The sequence below is a fragment of the Burkholderia sp. AU33423 genome (genome assembly GCF_002223135.1).
GTDB lineage: Bacteria > Pseudomonadota > Gammaproteobacteria > Burkholderiales > Burkholderiaceae > Burkholderia > Burkholderia lata_D.
In genome coordinates this window covers 43,797-62,876 of sequence record NZ_NKFH01000008.1, presented here as the reverse complement: position 1 = coordinate 62,876, position 19,080 = coordinate 43,797, and the positions used below count along the sequence as shown (strand labels likewise).

The 19,080-nt window shown below is 66.4% G+C and carries 17 protein-coding genes; 9 read left to right on the top strand and 8 right to left on the bottom strand.

Features of this window, described 5'->3' with window-relative positions; all coding sequences use genetic code 11:
* Window positions 1-72: 72 nt before the first annotated feature.
* Entirely contained in the window at window positions 73-879 is an 807-nt protein-coding gene (locus tag CFB50_RS31595) for a response regulator transcription factor (RefSeq protein ID WP_235986524.1), read from the bottom strand.
* A 224-nt stretch (window positions 880-1,103) separates the two neighbouring features.
* Here CFB50_RS31595 and CFB50_RS31590 point away from each other — a divergent pair, with 224 nt between their 5' ends.
* On the top strand, window positions 1,104-1,406 hold the full coding sequence (locus tag CFB50_RS31590; RefSeq protein ID WP_235986525.1) for an H-NS histone family protein: 303 nt from the start codon (window positions 1,104-1,106) through the stop codon (window positions 1,404-1,406).
* 184 nt (window positions 1,407-1,590) lie between these two features.
* Window positions 1,591-2,319 (top strand): hypothetical protein, encoded by a 729-nt coding sequence (locus CFB50_RS31585; protein ID WP_089448499.1) that lies wholly within the window; start codon window positions 1,591-1,593, stop codon window positions 2,317-2,319.
* A gap of 68 nt (window positions 2,320-2,387) precedes the next feature.
* On the opposite strand, the gene ceoR is transcribed toward CFB50_RS31585, so the two are convergent.
* Complete coding sequence (ceoR, locus tag CFB50_RS31580; RefSeq protein ID WP_089448498.1) at window positions 2,388-3,392, bottom strand: putative multidrug efflux transcriptional regulator CeoR; 1,005 nt, start codon at window positions 3,390-3,392, stop codon at window positions 2,388-2,390.
* A 174-nt stretch (window positions 3,393-3,566) separates the two neighbouring features.
* Here ceoR and CFB50_RS31575 point away from each other — a divergent pair, with 174 nt between their 5' ends.
* The 4 genes from CFB50_RS31575 to opcM are packed head-to-tail and all read left to right on the top strand — an operon-like array spanning window position 3,567 to window position 10,469.
* Entirely contained in the window at window positions 3,567-4,427 is an 861-nt protein-coding gene (locus CFB50_RS31575) for an alpha/beta hydrolase (protein ID WP_069252570.1), read from the top strand.
* A gap of 32 nt (window positions 4,428-4,459) precedes the next feature.
* Complete coding sequence (gene ceoA, locus CFB50_RS31570; RefSeq protein ID WP_089433383.1) at window positions 4,460-5,677, top strand: multidrug efflux RND transporter periplasmic adaptor subunit CeoA; 1,218 nt, start codon at window positions 4,460-4,462, stop codon at window positions 5,675-5,677.
* Between the two features lie 45 nt (window positions 5,678-5,722).
* The gene (gene ceoB, locus CFB50_RS31565) at window positions 5,723-8,923 is read left to right on the top strand and encodes a multidrug efflux RND transporter permease subunit CeoB (protein ID WP_046546174.1); all 3,201 of its coding nucleotides are present in this window, start codon (window positions 5,723-5,725) and stop codon (window positions 8,921-8,923) included.
* A gap of 10 nt (window positions 8,924-8,933) precedes the next feature.
* Window positions 8,934-10,469: a multidrug efflux transporter outer membrane subunit OpcM gene (opcM, locus tag CFB50_RS31560; protein ID WP_089448497.1), complete on the top strand. Its 1,536-nt coding sequence runs from the start codon at window positions 8,934-8,936 to the stop codon at window positions 10,467-10,469.
* A gap of 93 nt (window positions 10,470-10,562) precedes the next feature.
* On the opposite strand, the gene CFB50_RS31555 is transcribed toward opcM, so the two are convergent.
* Window positions 10,563-11,159: a TetR/AcrR family transcriptional regulator gene (locus tag CFB50_RS31555; protein ID WP_089448496.1), complete on the bottom strand. Its 597-nt coding sequence runs from the start codon at window positions 11,157-11,159 to the stop codon at window positions 10,563-10,565.
* Window positions 11,160-11,284: 125 nt separating this feature from the next.
* Here CFB50_RS31555 and CFB50_RS31550 point away from each other — a divergent pair, with 125 nt between their 5' ends.
* Window positions 11,285-11,716, top strand: a complete 432-nt coding sequence (locus CFB50_RS31550; RefSeq protein ID WP_089448495.1) for a Tautomerase enzyme — start codon at window positions 11,285-11,287, stop codon at window positions 11,714-11,716.
* A 65-nt stretch (window positions 11,717-11,781) separates the two neighbouring features.
* On the opposite strand, the gene CFB50_RS31545 is transcribed toward CFB50_RS31550, so the two are convergent.
* Window positions 11,782-12,672, bottom strand: coding sequence for a LysR family transcriptional regulator (locus CFB50_RS31545; RefSeq protein WP_089448494.1), 891 nt, complete (start codon window positions 12,670-12,672; stop codon window positions 11,782-11,784).
* A 99-nt stretch (window positions 12,673-12,771) separates the two neighbouring features.
* Here CFB50_RS31545 and CFB50_RS31540 point away from each other — a divergent pair, with 99 nt between their 5' ends.
* Both CFB50_RS31540 and CFB50_RS31535 read left to right on the top strand, forming a co-directional pair.
* Window positions 12,772-13,215 carry a PACE efflux transporter gene (locus CFB50_RS31540; RefSeq protein ID WP_089448706.1) on the top strand — a complete coding sequence of 148 codons (444 nt, stop codon included), beginning with the start codon at window positions 12,772-12,774 and terminating at the stop codon, window positions 13,213-13,215.
* Window positions 13,216-13,368: 153 nt separating this feature from the next.
* The gene (locus tag CFB50_RS31535; RefSeq protein ID WP_217481553.1) at window positions 13,369-14,277 is read left to right on the top strand and encodes a hypothetical protein; all 909 of its coding nucleotides are present in this window, start codon (window positions 13,369-13,371) and stop codon (window positions 14,275-14,277) included.
* Between the two features lie 88 nt (window positions 14,278-14,365).
* On the opposite strand, the gene CFB50_RS31530 is transcribed toward CFB50_RS31535, so the two are convergent.
* From CFB50_RS31530 to CFB50_RS31515, 4 genes are all read right to left on the bottom strand, one after another.
* Window positions 14,366-15,217, bottom strand: a complete 852-nt coding sequence (locus tag CFB50_RS31530; RefSeq protein ID WP_089448492.1) for an alpha/beta fold hydrolase — start codon at window positions 15,215-15,217, stop codon at window positions 14,366-14,368.
* A 273-nt stretch (window positions 15,218-15,490) separates the two neighbouring features.
* On the bottom strand, window positions 15,491-15,820 hold the full coding sequence (locus CFB50_RS31525; RefSeq protein ID WP_089448705.1) for a DUF3579 domain-containing protein: 330 nt from the start codon (window positions 15,818-15,820) through the stop codon (window positions 15,491-15,493).
* A gap of 25 nt (window positions 15,821-15,845) precedes the next feature.
* A complete protein-coding gene (locus CFB50_RS31520) occupies window positions 15,846-17,207 on the bottom strand; it encodes a sigma-54-dependent transcriptional regulator (protein ID WP_089448491.1) in 1,362 nt (453 codons plus the stop codon).
* Window positions 17,197-19,080, bottom strand: coding sequence for a sensor histidine kinase (locus CFB50_RS31515; protein ID WP_089448490.1), 1,884 nt, complete (start codon window positions 19,078-19,080; stop codon window positions 17,197-17,199). The genes CFB50_RS31520 and CFB50_RS31515 overlap by 11 nt, the downstream gene beginning before the upstream one ends.

Here is a 19,080-nt window from a genome sequence, read left to right as displayed (position 1 = left end):
CGAAACAGTCCCTTTCGCGTCGTGGAACGGCGGCGGACGCGACGGCGCGCGGCTCGTCGAACCGGCGCGCCGTCAAACCGCTTCGATTCGGTAGCCTAGCGTGTAGACGGCGCAGAGCCGCACGCCGTTCGACGGCTGAATCGCCAGTTTCGTGCGCAGCCGGTAGATGTGCGTGTCGAGGCTGCGGGACGAGCCGGCCATGTCGCGCCCCCATAACGAACGGATCAGCGCGTCGCGCGGCATGATGCGGCCGAAGTTGCTGAACAGCAGGACCGCGAGGTCGAATTCTCGCGGCGTCAGCTTGACCGGCGTGCCGTTCACCCAGATCTCCCGCGCTCTGGTGTCGACCCGATAGGCGCCGATGTCCAGGGTGTCCTGCCGGATGTCGCCGCCGTGATACGCGCGACGCAGCAACGCGTTGATGCGCGCCAGCAGTTCGAAATGATTGACCGGTTTGACCATGTAGTCGTCGGCCCCCGCATTGATCGCGGAGAAGATCGCGTGTTCCTCGGCACGGATCGTCAGGAACAGGATCGGCAGCGCGCCACCGATGCGCTCGCGGGTCCACTTGAGTACTTCGAAGCCCGTCATGCCGGGCACCTCCCAGTCGAGGATCAGCAGATCGACGACCGAGCTTTCGAGATGGCGAACGGCCTGATGACCGTTGGCGACGGAATGCACGTTGTATCCGGCCTTGCCTAGTATCGAGGTGACGAGGTCGACATACGTCGTGTCGTCCTCCAAATATAGAACGTCCATGTTGTCGGAGGGGTCGGTTGTCTCGAGTAATGAGATCGCGCTGAGCGAACGTGGATGAAGCGAGGTTCGCGGCCGGCATGAAGCTGCGCATCGACGACGATCTGCGACGCATGTTCGCATGCGTTCTATTCGGGGAATTGTCAACGATTCTGAACGCGGGAGGCTTGTGTCTGGAAGCCTGGCGGCTTGTGCCTTAATATTTTAGTAATCCATATCAATTGGAATTTGTCGTTGCTTCGCCGACGCATTGGAACGAAGGGATGTCGGGCGGGAGATTCGATGAACAGGTCATCTGAAGAAATAGGCAATTCGTGAGGGAGATCATGCTGATATACAAGTCATTCATGGAAAAGAAAGCGCTGCTCGAGGAGCAACTGGATCGGGAGCGGCTTGCGATTGCGGCCACGGTTCTGCTGGAAATCCGGCGCTGTGTCCAGGAATTCGGATTCACCGCGAAGGAGGTGTTTCCTGCCCAGGCCGGTGTTCAGGGCAAGAAGCGCCAGGTGAAATACTTCAATCCCCAGACGGGGCAGTCATGGTCGGGTGCGGGCCGGGAACCGGCATGGCTGCGCGGTCAGGATCGCACCCGATTTCTGATTGATGCGCTATCGAAGGGGCAGCCAGAAGATGAGGAATCCAAAGCATGAAATCGTGGAAAAAAGATGGTGTTACCGTCGATGGGGCCAACGGAGCAGGATGCCGTTTCAGTTCCGGAGCTGATCGGATGCGGGCCCGTGTACCTGGACGGAGATCGGCCGCGCCACCACGAAAATCGTACCGCGGCCGCCTATGGAACCGGTCCCATTCAAGCTTACATTTTGATTGTGACAGTTGTTGCTGTCAACGTCGAAGTCGCGGTTCGCTGCGGGCGGCCAGGGTGCGCGGATGAGCGCGGGCGTGACCTGGTCGGGCGACGAAGCCGATGTGCCAGAGCGCGTGTGCGTGGGAATCGGCGTGACGCGGGAGGTTCTCGAAGTCTGCGCGTCGTCGCTGCATGCGATCTTCGGCTACCGGAACGAGACGTTCGGCATTGAATCGCTGGTGGATACGATCGCCGAGTGGTCACCGGCGCTCGTTTTGCTGGAAGCGGCCGGCGGCCGCGAATGCGAAGCCGCCTGCGCGCTGCAGGCCGCGCGTCTGCCGGTGGCGGTCGTGCAGCTGCATCAGGCCCGCGCGTTCATCGCGCGGGCGACCGAGTTGCCGCTCGAAGGGAAAGGGGCGCATGCGCGCGTGCTGACGGAACTGGCGAACGTGCTCGACGACGTATCGTCGAATCCCCGCTTTGCCGAGCCGTTGGCCGGTCCCGGGCTACAGCAGGTTCAGGCGCTCGTGCAGCGCCGGCGGCTGCTCGTGCAGGCGTTGATGGCGGAATACCAGTTACTCGCGCATGCCCATTCGAGCGTACGCGGCGGCATTGAACAGACGATTGCGTTCCTGAGCAACCAGATCGGCACGGTCGACCGTCACTGCGGGCGGCTGGTGCGCGGGCAGCGCGTCGGTACGGCGAGAGCGCTGGCGCGGGCGAAGCGGCCCCGCCGCATGCGTGCGTCAGGCAGATGAATGCAAGGCGGGATACGGTGTCAGGGGCGGGCGCGTGACGAGGTGTCCACGGGCCGCTCGCCCATTCATCACGCGACCCACTCGTTGATGACCGGCGTGTCGAGTGCCGGCGCGCGTTCGGCTTCCTCGAACGTGCGCTTGCTGCACGTCGCGTCGAGGCTGCCCTTGCCGCTCAGCAGCGGGCAGCGATCGAACACTTCGGCGATCCAGTCGACGAACACGCGCACCTTCGGCGACAGATGGCGGCTGTGCGGATAGACGACCGAGATCGGCATCGGCAGCGGCTTGACGCCCGGCAGCACTTCCTTGAGCCGGCCTTCGCGCAGATGCGGCAGCACCATGAAGAGCGGCGGCTGGATCAGGCCGAAGCCTTCGATCCCGCAGGTCACGTACGCATCCGCGTCGTTCACCGACACGATGCCCTCCATCTTCATCTCGACTTCCTTGCCTTCGATCAGGAAGGTCCAGTCGATCGTGCGGCCCGTGCGGCTCGAGAAGTAGTTGACGGCCTTGTGCTGGCTCAGGTCGTCGATCGTCTGCGGTTCGCCATGGCGCTCGAGATAGTCGGGCGACGCGACCGTCACGCATTCGAACAGGCCGACCCGGCGCGCGACGAGCGACGAGTCCTGCAGGGCGCCGACGCGGATCACGCAATCGACCCCTTCCTGCAGCAGGTCGACCGGCCGGTCGGACAGGCCGAGCTGCAGGTCGATGTCCGGATAGCGCGTATGAAATTCGCACAGCGACGGAATCACGAGCAGCCGCCCGATCGAACCCGGCATGTCGATACGCAACTTTCCGTGCGGCTTCCGGTTGTTCGCCTGGAAGCTCGCCTCGGTTTCCTCGACGTCCGCGAGGATCCGCACGCATCGTTCGTAGTACGCGGCGCCGTCCGGCGTGAGCGACAGCCGGCGCGTGGTCCGGTGCATCAGCCGCACACCGAGGAATGCTTCGAGATTCTGGATGATCGTCGTGACGGACGCTCGCGGCAAGCTGAGCGTTTCTGCTGCCTTGGTGAAGCTGCTTGTATCGACGACGCGAGTAAACACCTGCATGGCCTGAAGCCGGTCCATCACAACCTCCGCAATCTAATGAGCCTCCGGAACGACAAGGCTGCGCTACCTCGTGGGTAAACGCAGCCTCGGATTGTTCGGGGGCGTTGAATTGTGTTGCCGGATTATAGGCATTTATCCCAATGTCTGCCGGACCCAGAATTCGTTCCATCTCGAAATGGATGCTGCATCGTCATGGACGCTTCTGAATTCAGCAAATTCCTGAAGGCCGCATTACCCGCGCAAGCCACGGCGGGCGCGGCGCTGACGGTCGCCGAAGTGGAAATTCCCGGCTACGCGCAGGACATCGTGCTGCGCCTCTACCGCCGCCCGGACAAGACCGGGCTGCCAGTAGTGCTTTATTTCCACGGTGGCGGTTTCGTCCGCGGTTCGCTCGAAGACGCCGATTTCGCCGCGCGTTTTTTAGCAGAACGCTTACCAGCGCTCGTAGTGTCGGTCGACTATTCGCTCGCGCCGGCCTTCCCTTTTCCGGCCGCGCCGGAGGATGCGTATCGCGCTGCCGTGTGGGCCGCGACGCGCGCCCGCGCGTTCGGCGGCAACCCGAAGAAGATCGGTGTCGCGGGTCATGACGCGGGCGGCCAGCTCGCGAACTGCCTCGCGTTCATCGCGCGCGATCGCGGCGAAGTGTCGATCGTCGCGCAGGCGCTGTTCGGGCCGATGCTCGACCCGAGCATGACGCGCATCGGCGACGCCGATCGCCTCGCCTCCGACATCACCCCGCGCGAATGCGCGGCCTGTTATCGCGCGTATCTGCCGCAGGCCGCGCAACGCATGCACCCGTATGCGGCGCCGCTCGAATCGGTGCGCCTCGCGGGGCTGCCGCCGACGCTCGTCGTCACCGCGCAGAACGACGTGCTGCACGTCGAGGCGGAGAAATATGCGGGCTGCCTGATCTCGTCGGGCGTGCTCACGCAGGTGATCCGCTATCCGGACATCACGCACGCCGCGCTCGCGACGCACGAAGCCGCCTTCGAGGAAGCCGTGCGCTTCTTCCAGTGCCGCTTCCAGGCGCGCCAGCCGAATCGTTCCGAATAACCAAAACCAATCCACGTTTACTGGAGATCCACATGGCCATCCTACGCACCTCCCGTTCCCGAATCGCGACAGCGGCGATCGTGACGCTCGCCGTCGTCGGCCTCGGAACGTTCGGCGCGATGCGCGTGAACGCGAACGCACCGGAGAAAGCGGCAGCACCGCTGCCCGAAGTCGACGTCGCGACCGTCGTGCCGCAGACCGTGACCGACTGGCAGAGTTATTCGGGCCGCCTCGAGGCGGTCGAGAAAGTCGACGTGCGCCCGCAGGTGTCGGGCACGATCGTCGCGGTGAACTTCAAGGACGGCGCGCTCGTGAAGAAGGGCGACGTGCTGTTCGTGATCGACCCGCGCCCGTACCAGGCCGAAACCGACCGTGCGGCCGCGCAGCTCGCGGCCGCGCAGGCGCGCAACGGCTACGCGCAGACCGACTGGCAGCGCGCGCAGCGGCTGATCGGCGACAACGCGATCGCGAAGCGCGACTACGACGAGAAGCAGAATGCGGCCCGCGAGGCGACGGCGAACCTGAAGGCCGCCGAAGCCGCGCTGGAAACGGCGCGCATCAACCTCGGCTATACGCGGATCACGGCGCCTGTGTCGGGCCGCGTGTCGCGCGCGGAAATCACGCTCGGCAATGTCGTGTCGGCCGGCGCAGCGGCCGCACCGCTGACGACGCTGGTGTCGGTGTCGCCGATCTACGCATCGTTCGACGCGGACGAGCAGACCTACCTGCAATACATCAACGGCGCGCGCAGCGGCCGCAAGGTGCCGGTCGAGCTCGGCCTCGCGAACGAAACCGGCTACTCGCGCAGCGGCGAGATCGACTCGGTCGACAACCGGCTCGATACGTCATCCGGCACGATCCGCGTACGCGCGCGCTTCGACAACGCCGATGGCGCGCTCGTCCCGGGCCTCTACGCACGCGTGAAGGTGGGCGGCAGCGCGCCGCACGAGGCACTGCTTGTCGACGACGCGGCGATCAACACCGACCAGGACAAGAAATTCGTGTTCGTCGTCGACCAGCAAGGCCGCGTGTCGTACCGCGAAGTGCAGCAGGGGATGCAGCACGGCAACCGGCGCGTGATCGTGAGCGGGCTCTCCGCCGGCGATCGCGTGGTCGTGAACGGTACGCAACGCGTGCGCCCCGGCGAACAGGTGAAGCCGCACATGGTCCCGATGACGGGCGGTGACGCGCCGTCCGCGCCTTTGGCGGGCAACGCGAAGCCGGCCGCCCCGGCGAAGGCGGATTCGTAAGCGGCCCGCCGCTTCGTATCCGCGTTCAACCAGACAGAGCCACACATGAACATTTCCAAATTCTTTATCGACCGGCCGATCTTTGCAGGAGTCCTATCGGTGATCATCCTGCTCGGCGGGGTGATCGCGATGTTCCTGCTGCCGATCTCCGAATATCCGGAAGTCGTGCCGCCGTCCGTGATCGTGAAGGCGCAGTACCCGGGCGCGAACCCGAAAGTGATCGCCGAGACGGTCGCGTCGCCGCTTGAAGAGCAGATCAACGGCGTCGAGGACATGCTCTACATGCAGTCGCAGGCGAACAGCGACGGCAACATGACGATCACCGTCACGTTCAAGCTCGGCACCGATCCGGACAAGGCCACGCAGCTCGTGCAGAACCGCGTGAACCAGGCGCTGCCGCGCTTGCCGGAAGACGTGCAGCGGCTCGGCATCACGACGGTGAAGAGCTCGCCGACGCTGACGATGGTGGTCCACCTGATCTCGCCGGACAACCGCTACGACATGACCTACCTGCGCAACTACGCGCTGATCAACGTGAAGGATCGCCTGTCGCGAATCCAGGGCGTTGGCCAGGTGCAGCTGTGGGGTTCGGGCGACTACGCGATGCGCGTGTGGCTCGATCCGCAGAAGGTCGCGCAGCGCGGGCTGTCGGCCGAGGACGTCGTGCAGGCGATCCGCGAGCAGAACGTGCAGGTCGCGGCCGGCGTGATCGGCGCGTCGCCGTCGCTGCCGGGTACGCCGCTGCAGTTGTCGGTGAACGCGCGCGGTCGCTTGCAGACGGAAGACGAGTTCGGCGACATCGTCGTGAAGACGACGCCGGACGGCGGCGTCACGCACCTGCGCGACATCGCGCGGATCCAGCTCGACGCATCCGAATACGGGCTGCGCTCGCTGCTCGACAACAAGCCGGCCGTCGCGATGGCGATCAACCAGTCGCCGGGCGCGAACTCGCTGCAGATCTCGGACGAAGTGCGCAAGACGATGGCCGAGCTGAAGCAGGACATGCCCGCGGGCGTCGACTACAAGATCGTCTATGACCCGACGCAGTTCGTGCGTTCGTCGATCAAGGCCGTCGTGCACACGCTGCTCGAAGCGATCGCGCTGGTCGTGATCGTCGTGATCGTGTTCCTGCAGACCTGGCGCGCGTCGCTGATTCCGCTGATCGCGGTGCCGGTGTCGATCATCGGCACGTTCTCGCTGCTGCTCGCGTTCGGGTATTCGATCAATGCGTTGTCATTGTTCGGGATGGTGCTCGCGATCGGGATCGTCGTCGACGATGCGATCGTGGTGGTCGAGAACGTCGAGCGGAACATCGAGAGCGGGATGAACGCGCGGGCGGCGACCTACAAGGCGATGCAGGAAGTGAGCGGGCCGATCATCGCGATCGCGCTGACGCTCGTCGCCGTGTTCGTGCCGCTCGCGTTCATGTCGGGCCTGACCGGCCAGTTCTACAAGCAGTTCGCGATGACCATCGCGATCTCGACGGTGATCTCGGCGTTCAACTCGCTGACGTTGTCGCCGGCGCTGTCCGCGATCCTGCTGAAGGGTCACGGCGACAAGGAAGACTGGCTCACGCGCGTGATGAACCGCGTGCTCGGCGGCTTCTTCCGCGGCTTCAACAAGGTGTTCCATCGCGGTGCGGAGAACTACGGCCGCGGCGTGCGCGGCGTGCTGTCGCGCAAGACGCTGATGCTCGGCGTGTACCTCGTGCTGGTGGGCGCGACCGTGCTCGTGTCGAAGGTCGTGCCGGGCGGCTTCGTGCCCGCGCAGGACAAGGAATACCTGATCGCGTTCGCGCAGCTGCCGAACGGTGCGTCGCTCGACCGCACCGAGAAGGTGATCCGCGACATGGGCTCGATCGCGCTGAAGCAGCCGGGTGTCGAGAGCGCGGTCGCGTTCCCGGGGCTGTCGGTGAACGGCTTCACGAACAGCTCGAGCGCGGGCATCGTGTTCGTCACGCTGAAGCCGTTCTCGGAACGGCACGGCAAGGCGCTGTCGGCCGGCGCGATCGCGGGTGCGCTGAACCAGAAGTACGGCGCGATGAAGGACTCGTTCGTCGCGGTGTTCCCGCCGCCGCCGGTGCTCGGCCTTGGTACGCTGGGCGGGTTCAAGATGCAGGTGGAGGATCGCGGCGCGGTCGGCTATGCGCGGCTCGCGGATGCGACCAACGACTTCATCAAGCGCGCGCAGCAGGCGCCTGAGCTTGGCCCGTTGTTCACGAGCTACCAGATCAACGTGCCGCAGCTCAACGTCGATCTCGATCGCGTGAAGGCGAAGCAGTTGGGCGTGCCGGTGACCGACGTGTTCAACACGATGCAGGTGTATCTCGGCTCGCTGTACGTGAACGACTTCAACCGCTTCGGGCGCGTGTACCAGGTGCGCGTGCAGGCCGATGCACCGTTCCGCCAGCGTGCGGACGACATCCTGCAGTTGAAGACGCGCAACGACAAGGGCGAGATGGTGCCGCTGTCGTCGCTCGTCACGGTGACGCCGACGTTCGGCCCGGAAATGGTCGTGCGCTACAACGGCTACACGGCGGCCGACATCAACGGCGGCCCGGCGCCGGGCTTCTCGTCGGGGCAGGCGCAGGCCGCGATCGAGCGCATCGCGCATGAAACGCTGCCGCGCGGCGTGCGGTTCGAATGGACCGACCTCACGTACCAGCAGATTCTTGCCGGCGATTCGGCGATGTACGTGTTCCCGATCAGCGTGCTGCTCGTGTTCCTCGTCCTCGCCGCGTTGTATGAAAGCCTGACGTTGCCGCTCGCGGTGATCCTGATCGTGCCGATGAGCATTCTGTCGGCGCTGACGGGCGTGTGGCTCACGCAGGGCGACAACAACATCTTCACGCAGATCGGCCTGATGGTGCTGGTGGGGCTGTCGGCGAAGAACGCGATCCTGATCGTCGAATTCGCGCGTGAACTCGAACACGACGGCAGGACGCCGCTCGAGGCCGCGATCGAGGCGAGCCGGCTGCGGCTGCGCCCGATCCTGATGACGTCGATCGCCTTCATCATGGGTGTGGTGCCGCTCGTCACGTCGACGGGTGCCGGTTCGGAAATGCGCCATGCGATGGGTGTCGCGGTGTTCTTCGGGATGCTTGGCGTGACGCTGTTCGGGCTGATGCTGACGCCGGTGTTCTACGTCGTGCTGCGCACGCTCGCGGGCGGCAAGATCCACGTCGCCGGGAAGGACTCGGCCGGCTACGGTGTGCCGTCCCAGCACGTGCCGGCTTCGGATGCTTGAGGACAGGAAGATGAATAACTTGCACAACACGAATGGCCTGATGCGCTTCGCGAAGGTGGCGGCCGCGAGCACCCTGCTCGCGACGCTGCTCGCCGCGTGCGCGGTGGGGCCTGACTACAAGCGCCCGGATGCGCCGACGCCCGCCGCATTCAAGGAAGCGCCGACGCTTGCCGCCGGCGAACAGGCCGGCACGTGGAAGACGGCCGAGCCGTCGGACAGCGCGCATCGCGGCGAATGGTGGAAGGTGTTCGGCGACCCGGTGCTCGATTCGCTCGAGACGCAGGCGCTCGCCGCGAACCAGAACCTGAAGGCCGCGGCCGCACGTGTCGAGGAAGCGCGCGCGGCGACGCGTTCGGCGCGCTCGCAGTGGTTCCCGCAGGTCGGCGCCGGTTTCGGGCCGACGCGTGAAGGGCTGTCGTCGGCGTCGCAGTTCCAGCCGCAGGGCACGGGCCCGACCAACGCGACGCTGTGGCGCGCGCAGGGCACGGTGTCATATGAAGCCGACCTGTTCGGCCGCGTCGGCCGCAACGTCGAGGCGTCGCGTGCCGACCAGGCGCAGAGCGAAGCGCTGTTCCGTTCAGTGCAGCTCGCGCTGCAGGCGGACGTCGCGCAGAACTACTTCGAACTGCGTCAGCTCGATTCCGACCAGGACCTGTACCGCCGCACGGTCGAGTTGCGCGAGCAGGCGCTGAAGCTCGTGCAGCGCCGCTTCAACGAAGGCGACATCAGCGAGCTCGACGTGTCGCGCGCGAAGAACGAGCTGGCGACTGCGCAGGCCGATGCGGTCGGCGTCGCGCGCCGGCGCGCGGCGTCCGAGCATGCGCTCGCGATCCTGCTTGGCAAGGCGCCCGCGGATTTCGCGTTCAAGGAAACGCCGATCGTGCCGGTCGCGGTGAAGGTGCCGCCGGGCCTGCCGTCCGCGCTGCTCGAGCGCCGTCCGGACGTGTCGGCGGCCGAGCGGGCGATGGCGGCCGCGAACGCGCGGATCGGCCTCGCGAAGTCGGCGTACTTCCCGAAGCTCGACATCACGGGGGCGTTCGGCTATGAAGCATCGACGCTCGGCAACCTGTTCCTGTGGTCGAGCCGCACGTTCCTGCTCGGGCCGTTCGCCGGCACCGCGCTGACGCTGCCGCTGTTCGACGGCGGGCGCCGTGCGGCCGGCGTGCAGCAGGCACGCGCGCAGTACGACGAGCAGGTTGCGAACTACCGGCAGCAGGTGCTCGTCGCGTTCCGCGAGGTCGAGGACAATCTCGCCGACCTGCGCCTGCTCGACGACCAGATCCGCGCGCAGGATGCGGCCGTCAACGCGTCGCGTCGCGCGGCGACGTTGTCGCGAACGCAATATCAGGAAGGCGAGGTCGCGTATCTCGACGTGATCGACAGCGAGCGCTCGGTGCTGCAGTCGCAATTGCAGTCGAACCAGTTGACCGGCGCGCAGGCCGTGTCGACCGTGAACCTGATCCGTGCGCTGGGCGGCGGATGGGGGCCGGCACCGACGGCGGTGGGCGATGCGGCGTCCGTCAAGGAGGACGTGGCGGCGCGTTGACGAACCGGCTCGCCGAAACAGGCGGTCGATCGAAGAACCCCCGATCCGTGACGATGCGGATCGGGGTTTTTTATTGGCGGTCAGTCAGGGCGGTCAGGCCGGTTGCTCCGGTTTCACGTCCGTGCGTTCGGCGATGACCACCGCGTAGCGGCCGACCGCATCGGCGATGCGCTGCGCCAGTTCGGGATCGCGCACCGCGCGCGCAAGCGTGACGCCGCCCGACAGCAGCGCAAGAAACGCGATCGCGCGATCGTCGTCGGGTGGGTTGTCCATCCCGGACGACACTTCGTCGACGATCTGCCGCAGTGCCTGCTCGTACGCATCGCGCGTTTCGTCATCGGCGCGCATCACTTCCGGCGACAGGCTCGGCAGCGCACAGCTTTCACCGAGTTCGCAGGTGCGCCGCGGACCGAGGTAGAACGACGCGAACGGGCGCGGCCAGCGCGCGCCATGCTCGGCCTTGAGCGTCGCGACGCCTTGCCGGAGCTGGGCGAGGCCATCGAGGACGACCTGCCGGAACGCTTCACCCTTCGTTTTGAAATGGCCGTAGAACGCGCCGTTGGTGACGCCCGCCGCCTTCGTCAGCGGACCGATGCCGGAGCCGCCATACCCCTCCTCGCGGAACAGCCGGCTCGCGGCATTGAGGATGCGCGTACGGGTTTCGTGCTTGTGCTCGACGGAATAACGCATGACAGGCTCGCTTCAGAGCGATCACTCTTTATCTTGCATAGAGAGCGATCAGTGTCTAATGTATAGAGAGTGACTGGTATTTATATCACGTCACCCAACCGATGACCTGAACAGGAGAAAGTGCAATGCCGATTACGCTGACCGTATCCGAAGGGGTTTTCACGCCGGACGACGAGGGGCCGGTGTTTGCCGAGTTGACCGATGCGCTGCTGGAAGTCGAGGGATTGGCCGGGAATGCGTTCCTGGCGCCGAACGTAGTGGGCACGCTCAACGTGCTGCCGCGAAACCGGACCTTCGTGCATGGACGCGCGGAACCCGCCGCGTTCGTCGAGCTGAAGCTGCCCGCCGTGGCGCTCGCGGCGCCCGACCGTCAGCGGCAATTCGTCGAACGGGCGACGGCGATCGTGCTGCGCTGGGCAGGTGGGCGGCTGACGCCCGCGCAGGTGTGGGTGAACGTCGTCCATGCGGTCGATGGCGGATGGGGTATTGCCGGACGACGCTACGACAACGCGTCGCTCGTCGATTCGATCCAGAGCGCGGCGGCGACAGCGCACTGATCGCAACTAACGGTCAAGCTGTCCGGCGTTGACCGACGGCGTGGCGGCGCTCGCCGCCACGCCGGTCATTTTTCATCGCCTGCAGCCCGCAGCGCGCGAACCAGTTCGCTGGCCGCCTTGCCGAGCGCCGTGTGCTTCGGCCGCCTCAGGAACACGGGCAGCGACAGCCCGTTGCGGATGTTCGCGAACACGAGCGGCGCGAGGTCGCCGTCGGCGACGTATCGGCTGGTCACGGATTCGGGCAGGTTCGCCCAGCCATGTCCGGCCTTCACGAGCGCGATTGCGGTCGCCATGTCGGTCACCTTCCACGTGCGGTTGCCGATCAACGGCCGCACGTCGGTCAGCGGCCGCTCGGGATCGGCGATCACGATCTGCCGGAAGCCCGACAACCGCTCGATCGCCTCGGGTTGCGCGCATTCGGCGATCGCCGGATGGCTCGGCGCGGCGACCGCAACGAGCGTCTCGGTCCACAGTCCGTGGATCTGCTCCTGCGGATGCAGGTCGAGCCCACCATACGCGACACAGAGATCGACGGCGCCGCGATGCAGCGCATCGATGATCACGTCCTGCGGCGCCGTGACGATGCTGATCGCGAGCGCTGGGTATTTCGCGGCGACGGCCGTCAGCGCGCGGGCGACGGGTGCGCCATCGAGTTCGGCGGCGAGGCCGAGCCGCAACGTATCCTCGACGCCTTCCGACAGGTGCTGCGCATGCGCACGCAGCGCGTGCAGCCGTTCGGCGATCGAGCGCGCGTCGGGCAGCAGCGCGGCCATCGCGGCGGTCGGCGTCGGTTCGCGCGTGCCGCGGTCGAACAGCACGAGGTCGAGTTCGGCCTCGAGGTTCGCGATCGCCATGCTGATCGCGGACGGCGTGCGGCCCAGCGCCCGCGCGGCGGCGGAAAACGAGCCTTTGTCGATGACGGTCAGCAGCATGTCGATGTGGTCGCTGGTCAGCATGCACTGGCCTCCTGTCAGAAAAATTGAAAGGACCTGACTTTTGCGGACACGCTACCCGCTGATAGTCTCGCCACCTCGTTCGATAGAAGGTGGATGGTCATGCAAGGGTGGAAGAGACGCATAGTCTACGTCGTGGTGTTCGAAGTGCTCGGCATCCTGATCGCATCGTCGGTGCTCGGCATGCTGAGCGGCGCGAGCGTGGCGACGAGCGGCGCGATGGGCGTGATGATCTCGACGACGGGTGTCACCGTCAATTTCCTGTACAACCTCGCGTTCGAGGCGTGGGAGCGCAGAAGCGCGGCGACGACGCGCACGGTCGGGCGCCGCGTGCTGCATGCGATCGGCTTCCAGGTTGCGCTCGTGACGTTTCTGATTCCGTTGATCGCGTGGTGGCTCGACGTGTCGCTGCTGCAGGCGTTCCTGTACGACGCGGTGCTGATCGTGTTCTTCCCGATCTTCACGTTCACGTACAACTGGGCGTTCGACAGCGTGTTCGGATTGCCGGATACGGTCACGCGCAAGGCGGAGCCGGCGGTCTGGTGAGCGACGGCGCGGCGCGTCCGCAGGCAGCCGCTACAATCGCGCAAAACATCGTTCGGGCGTGCGGGCCGCATGCCCGACGGTATTCCGTCGCGACTCATGTGCCCGAGCGGGCCGTTCAAACCGATGAGCATTCGAAAGACGTCGATATCCTGCGTGGCATGGCTTGCCGGCGCATTCTTCATTGCATCGTCCGCGCAAGCGGAAGGGCCGAGTGTGCTGCCGCGCAGCGAACAGGCCGATAACGGTTACGCCTCGACGCAATTGCTGCTCAAGCCGTGCGTCGACGTGCGCAAGCTGAGCGACGACCCGGATGACGAACTGCTGAAGGCGGCTGCCGCCGCGCGTGCCGCGCTGCCGCCCGGCACCTGCGACATCGCCGCGTTGGCGGAGAAGGTGTTCGCCGCGCGGTTTCTCCAGTACGCGACGCTTGCCGTGGTGGACGACCCGTGGAATATCGACGAGAAGATCGATGCGCAGAACCGGGCAATCGGGCGCTGCAAGGACACGCGATGTCTCGATCGCGAACTGGATGCCGTGATCGGTGCGCTGTCGCCGCTGTACCTGCATGCGCATCCCGTGTGGCCGCGCGGCAATGGCCTGTGCACGAACGCTCCGGTCGATGCGCGTGCCGATCGCGCGCTGGCACCGCTCGGCACACGTGTACGCAAAGCACTTGCCCGCGAATGCGGCGACGAAGCGGTGATCGCGCAAACCTGCGACGGCCCGCACGGCAAGATGCTATTCGTGAGCTGCGAGATGAGCGGGAACCAGGTCAACGCGCAGCAATGGCTGTACCGTGCGCGCAAGCGCGGGTTCGAACCGCTGCTGGGTATCGACGACGGCCCGGTTGGTGTGCTCGACACCACCTGCAACGGGTGGCCCGACCTCAAGACGATGGCCCGGATCAGCATGGGTGAGCATCAGGCGACGTATTACCGCTACGACGGCGGCACGTACCAGCCCGTCTACTCATACACCGAAACGGGTGTAGGCAGCGACGACAATGGCCGCGACCTGGTCGTTGCGCAGGGCGGGCCGTCCGTCCGCGTGACCTGCCGATAACGGCCAGACGAAGCGGCGATGCGGCGTGTATCCGCATCGTCGTTGAACGGCGAGGAGAACGGGCGGCGCAGAAGCCGCCCGGGAGCACTTACGCGGTGACGAACTCGTGCACGAAGCGGTTGAACACGGCGGGGCTCGCCGCGTTCATCCCGTGCGACGCGCCGGCGACGGTCTGCCGTTGCGCATTGCCGATCCATTGCGACAGCGTGTCGACGTTGTTGCGGAACATCTTCGGGCTGCGCTGGCCGTCGATCAGCAGCGTGCGGCATGCGATGTCGCCGGCCGTGTGCTGCGTGTACGCGGGCAGCGGGTCGCGCAACTGCTTCGGCAGCGTGCTCGCGTTGTCGATCGCCATCGTGCGGAAGCGCGACGTGCTCTTCTTCCATGCACCCGGCAGGCTCACGGAATCGACGAACATTTCGAGGCCGGCTTCGACTTCGCCTTGATCGATCAGGTTCACGGCCTTCGTGCGCAGCGCGAGTGCGGTGGCCGGCATGGCGGCTTCGCGCACGCCCGGCTGTTGCAGCGGGCCGCCCGGATCGGCGAGCGTCAGCGATTCGACGAGATGCGGATGCTGGCGCGCGACGTTGAACGCGACGCTGCCGCCGCGCGAGTGGCCAACCAGATGCACGGGGCCGAGATCGAGCGCGTCGATGAATTCGGCGAGCTCATCCACATGGTTCTGCCAGCTGAACTCGTCCTGGATGCCCGCTTCGACGGCCGGCCAGTAATGGCTGAGGCTCGGCGCGATGCAGCGGTAGTGGGCCGACAGCGACGCGAGCTGCGGATCCCAGTAGCGGTAGTCGCACAGCGAGCCGTGCACGAACACCATCGGCGCGCCGCTGCCCCGCTCGACATACGGCAGGCTGATGCCTGACGAAAGCGTCGCAAATTGCAGGTCGGGGTTCGCGAGCACGGACGGCTCGATTCGCATGTTCATCTGAAAGACTCAAAGGTGCGTCAACACGACGCAACTATGCATCACGGCGACCTGCAAGGAAAACGCATAATTTTCATCGTCACGATCAATTTTATTGATGGCTCCGCCGCAAACCCTTGTCGGAAGGGGAAGGGTATCGATGCTTTCAATCGTCTAACGATTGGTCGCGGCGCCGGAAACGCCGGAAAAGGGCGTGCGGCGACCTGCGCATCCGCGCATGGCACCTTTGGAAAACGGGAAGCAGGTACGCGAGCCGCGAAAGCGGCCCGCGCGTCAGCGCACGGTCAACGCCGGCGCGGTCTGAAGCACGACGGGGAGGTCGTTGTCGGCCGCGAACTGCATCGCGAAATCGAACGCGTCCGCACACACGGTGCGCAATTCGTCCGACACGAACAGGCATTTGACGTTGCCGTCGACGACGGGCATCGCGAGCCGCGACAGCGCGCACGGATAGCCAGGCCGCCGTTCGCCGACGAACAGCGTGATGACGCCCGCGAGGCGCTCGGGCCAGTCGCTCGGGCGGAAGGTCTTCTGCGCGTGCGTGACGCCGCGGATCAGGTGGCCAGTGACGCGGCCGTGTTCGGTGATGTCGATGCGATCCATGCTGGAGTGCGTGTCCTCGTTCGCGTCATTCGCCGCCATCGGCCGCCGCGTCGCCGCGCGCGGGAATCCGCAGGTTGCGCAGCTTGTGATAGAGCGTTTTCTTCGGCATGCCAAGCGCTTCGCTTGCGTCCGCAACGTTGCCGTTGTGACGCTGCAGCATGTCCTCGATCAGCATCCGCTCGAAATACGCGAGCTGTTCCGCGAGCGTGCCGCCCGCGGCCGGCGTGCCGCCGGACGACAGCAGGCTGTCGCCGGTCAGCCCGAGCACGAAGCGGTCGGCCACGTTCTGCAGCTCGCGCACGTTGCCGGGCCACGCATGCGTCATCAGTTCGGATACCTGCGCAGCCGTGACGACCGGTGCCGGCTGCCCGAAGCGGCGCGCGGCCGCGAGCACGAAATGCTCGAACAGCAGCGGCACGTCCTCGCGCCGCTCGCGCAGCGGCGGCAGTTCGATCTGCGCGACGTTGAGGCGATACAGCAAGTCCGCGCGAAAGCGGCCGTCGGCCGCGAGCTCGGCAAGATCGGCCTTCGACGCGGCGACCACGCGGCAGTCGACCGGAATCAGCTCGTTCGCGCCGAGCCGCTCGACCACGCGCTCCTGCAGCACGCGCAGCATCTTGACCTGCAGCGAAATCGGCATCGTCTCGATCTCGTCGAGGAACAGCGTGCCGCCGTCCGCCCATTCGATCTTGCCGATGCGCTTCTTGATCGCGCCGGTGAACGCGCCGGCTTCATGACCGAACAGTTCGCTCTCGAAGACCTGCTCCGGCAAACCGCCGCAGTTCAGCGCGACGAAATGGGCGTCGCGCCGGCCGCCGAAATCGTGCAGGCTGCGCGCGATCAGTTCCTTGCCGGTGCCGGTTTCGCCGGTGATCAACACCGACACCGACGTATCGGCGAGGCGCAGGATCTTCTTGCGCACGTCGGCCATCGCGGGCGACTTGCCGAGCACGAACGCCTCGATGCCCTGCCAGTTGTTCAGCGCCGCGCGCAGCCCCTGCACCTCGAGCGTCAGGCGGCGCTTCTCGACCGCGCGCGCGACGCGCCCCGCGATCACGTCCGACGAGAACGGCTTCTCGATGAAGTCGTACGCGCCGACCTGCATCGCGCCGACGGCCGTCGAGATGTCGGCATGGCCGCTGATCAGCACGACCGGGATCTGCGCGTCGATGGCCATCACGCGATCGAGCAGCTGCAGCCCGTCGATGCCCGGCATCCGCACGTCCGACACGATCACGACCGGCGCACCGGGCGCGACGTGATGCAGTGCGTCGGCGGCCGAGGCGAACGCGTCCACTGCGAAGCCGGCAAGCGCTACCGCCTGCTCGACGCCGATCCGGACGTTTTCATCGTCCTCGACGACCAGCACCCGAATCTCATCTTCCATGCTCTGTCCTTTGCAGCGTGGCCGCCGCGAATTCGATACTGAACTGCGCGCCGCCTTCGTCGCGGTTCGTCGCGGCGATCTTCGCGCCGAACGCCTCGACGATGCGCGACGTGATCGCGAGGCCGAGCCCGAGGCCCTGGCCGCGCGGCTTGGTCGTGACGAACGGCTCGAACAGGTGCGGCAGCACCTCGGGCGCGATGCCCGCGCCGCTGTCGGCGACGGTGAAGCGCACGCGGCCGGCTTCGTCCGGCCCGGCGGCCTCGATGACGATGCGGCGCACTGGCGCGTCGTGCACCGCGTCGAGCGCGTTGCCGAGCAGGTTCACGATCACCTGCTGCAACTGGCTCGATTCGGCCGACACGGCTGTGCCGGGTGCGATGTTCACGTCGAGCTGCACGCCTTCGTCGCGGATCCGCGCATCGTAGATGAGCCGCGCATGCGCGACGGCCTCGTTCAGCGACACCGCGACGCGTTCGACGTCGGGCTTGCGCGCGAAGGTCTTCAGCTCGCCGGTGAGCACCGCCATGCTATCGACGAGCTTGCCGATCCGTTCGAGATTGGCGAGCGCCGGCGCGGGCTGACCGCGCTCGAAGAACGTGCGCGCGTTGTCGCACAGCGTGCGGATCGCGACGAGCGGCTGGTTCAGCTCGTGCGTGAGGCCGGCGGCCATCTGCCCGAGCACCGCGAGCTTGCCCGCATGCACGACTTCCTGCTGCGACGCGCGCAGCCGCTGCTCGGTGCGCTCGCGCTCGACGATCTCGCGCTGCATCCGTTCGTTCGCGGCCGTCAGCGCGGCCGTGCGCTGTGCGACGGTCAGCTCGAGCTGGTCGTTCGCGCGCCGCAGCGCGTCCTGCGCGTTCAGTCGCGCGACGATCGCCCGGCGTCGCTGGATCGCGTAGCCGGCCAGCAGCGCGGCGATCAGGAACGCGCCGGTGACGAACACGAAGGCCGTTTGCTGCTGGCGCCGCGCGCCCGCGATGTCGAGCAGCACCATCAGCGAATCGCCGGCCTGCGGCGCGGGGCGCGACATCACGAGATAGCGCGTGGTGCGGCCGCTGTGGTGCGTATCGGGGAAGGTGCCGAACCACGCGGCCGCGCTGCGGTCGCCGATATGGCGGTACGGCAGCGCGTCGACCGTGCGGCCTGCGTACTGGCGCGACGCCTGGATGTCGCGCTGCTGCTGTGCGGTGATCGGGCGCAGCGCGGTGAATTTCCATGCGGGTTCGGTCGAGATCACGACCACGCCGTTGCTGTCGACGACCATCGCGGCGACGCCCGGCGCGCGCCACGCCGATTCGAGCGGATCGACGCTGATCTTCACGGCGGCCACGCCGATCGGCACGCCGCCGTCGCGCACCGCGCTGGCGAAGTAGACGCCCGGCACGCCGGTGTTGGTGCCGATGCCGAAGAAGCGGCCGCTGCCGCGCGCGAGCGCGTCCTTGAAGTACGGCCGGTACGACACGTTGGTGCCGACGAAGCTGAGCGTCTCGTTCCAATTGCTGGCGGCGATCACGTTGCCCTGCAGGTCGATCACGTCGACCGCGCCGCTGCCCGCGTCGCGGTTCACGGCTTCGAGGTAGGTGTTCACCGTGTGCACGAGCGCGGGGGCGTCATGCGGGGCGGCTTCCAGCATCGTGCGCACACCGTCCTGCCGCGCGACCAGGCCAGGCAGGATCTCGAAGCGGCCGAGCTCGCTCTTCAGGCTCGACGCATACAGGTCGAGCCGGTGCGCACCGGTTTCCTCGAGCGCGTCGATCGCGCGTTCCCACGCGAAATCGACGGCCGCGGCCGCCACGCATACGTACAGCACGCCGGCCGATGCCCAGCCCCACCACGGGATTCCCTTGAAGCTCTTCTGCACGTTCGCCCTCAT

What these genes read in the sequence shown, in the direction of transcription:
- CFB50_RS31595 (WP_235986524.1), bottom strand. Translation starts at nt 879, where the DNA reads ATGCGAACATGCGTCGCAGATCGTCGTCGATGCGCAGCTTCATGCCGG.
- CFB50_RS31590 (WP_235986525.1), top strand. Translation starts at nt 1,104, where the DNA reads ATGGAAAAGAAAGCGCTGCTCGAGGAGCAACTGGATCGGGAGCGGCTT.
- ceoR (WP_089448498.1), bottom strand. Translation starts at nt 3,392, where the DNA reads ATGGACCGGCTTCAGGCCATGCAGGTGTTTACTCGCGTCGTCGATACA.
- CFB50_RS31575 (WP_069252570.1), top strand. Translation starts at nt 3,567, where the DNA reads ATGGACGCTTCTGAATTCAGCAAATTCCTGAAGGCCGCATTACCCGCG.
- ceoA (WP_089433383.1), top strand. Translation starts at nt 4,460, where the DNA reads ATGGCCATCCTACGCACCTCCCGTTCCCGAATCGCGACAGCGGCGATC.
- ceoB (WP_046546174.1), top strand. Translation starts at nt 5,723, where the DNA reads ATGAACATTTCCAAATTCTTTATCGACCGGCCGATCTTTGCAGGAGTC.
- opcM (WP_089448497.1), top strand. Translation starts at nt 8,934, where the DNA reads ATGAATAACTTGCACAACACGAATGGCCTGATGCGCTTCGCGAAGGTG.
- CFB50_RS31555 (WP_089448496.1), bottom strand. Translation starts at nt 11,159, where the DNA reads ATGCGTTATTCCGTCGAGCACAAGCACGAAACCCGTACGCGCATCCTC.
- CFB50_RS31550 (WP_089448495.1), top strand. Translation starts at nt 11,285, where the DNA reads ATGCCGATTACGCTGACCGTATCCGAAGGGGTTTTCACGCCGGACGAC.
- CFB50_RS31545 (WP_089448494.1), bottom strand. Translation starts at nt 12,672, where the DNA reads ATGCTGACCAGCGACCACATCGACATGCTGCTGACCGTCATCGACAAA.
- CFB50_RS31540 (WP_089448706.1), top strand. Translation starts at nt 12,772, where the DNA reads ATGCAAGGGTGGAAGAGACGCATAGTCTACGTCGTGGTGTTCGAAGTG.
- CFB50_RS31530 (WP_089448492.1), bottom strand. Translation starts at nt 15,217, where the DNA reads ATGAACATGCGAATCGAGCCGTCCGTGCTCGCGAACCCCGACCTGCAA.
- CFB50_RS31525 (WP_089448705.1), bottom strand. Translation starts at nt 15,820, where the DNA reads ATGGATCGCATCGACATCACCGAACACGGCCGCGTCACTGGCCACCTG.
- CFB50_RS31520 (WP_089448491.1), bottom strand. Translation starts at nt 17,207, where the DNA reads ATGGAAGATGAGATTCGGGTGCTGGTCGTCGAGGACGATGAAAACGTC.
- CFB50_RS31515 (WP_089448490.1), bottom strand. Translation starts at nt 19,080, where the DNA reads ATGAGGGCGAACGTGCAGAAGAGCTTCAAGGGAATCCCGTGGTGGGGC.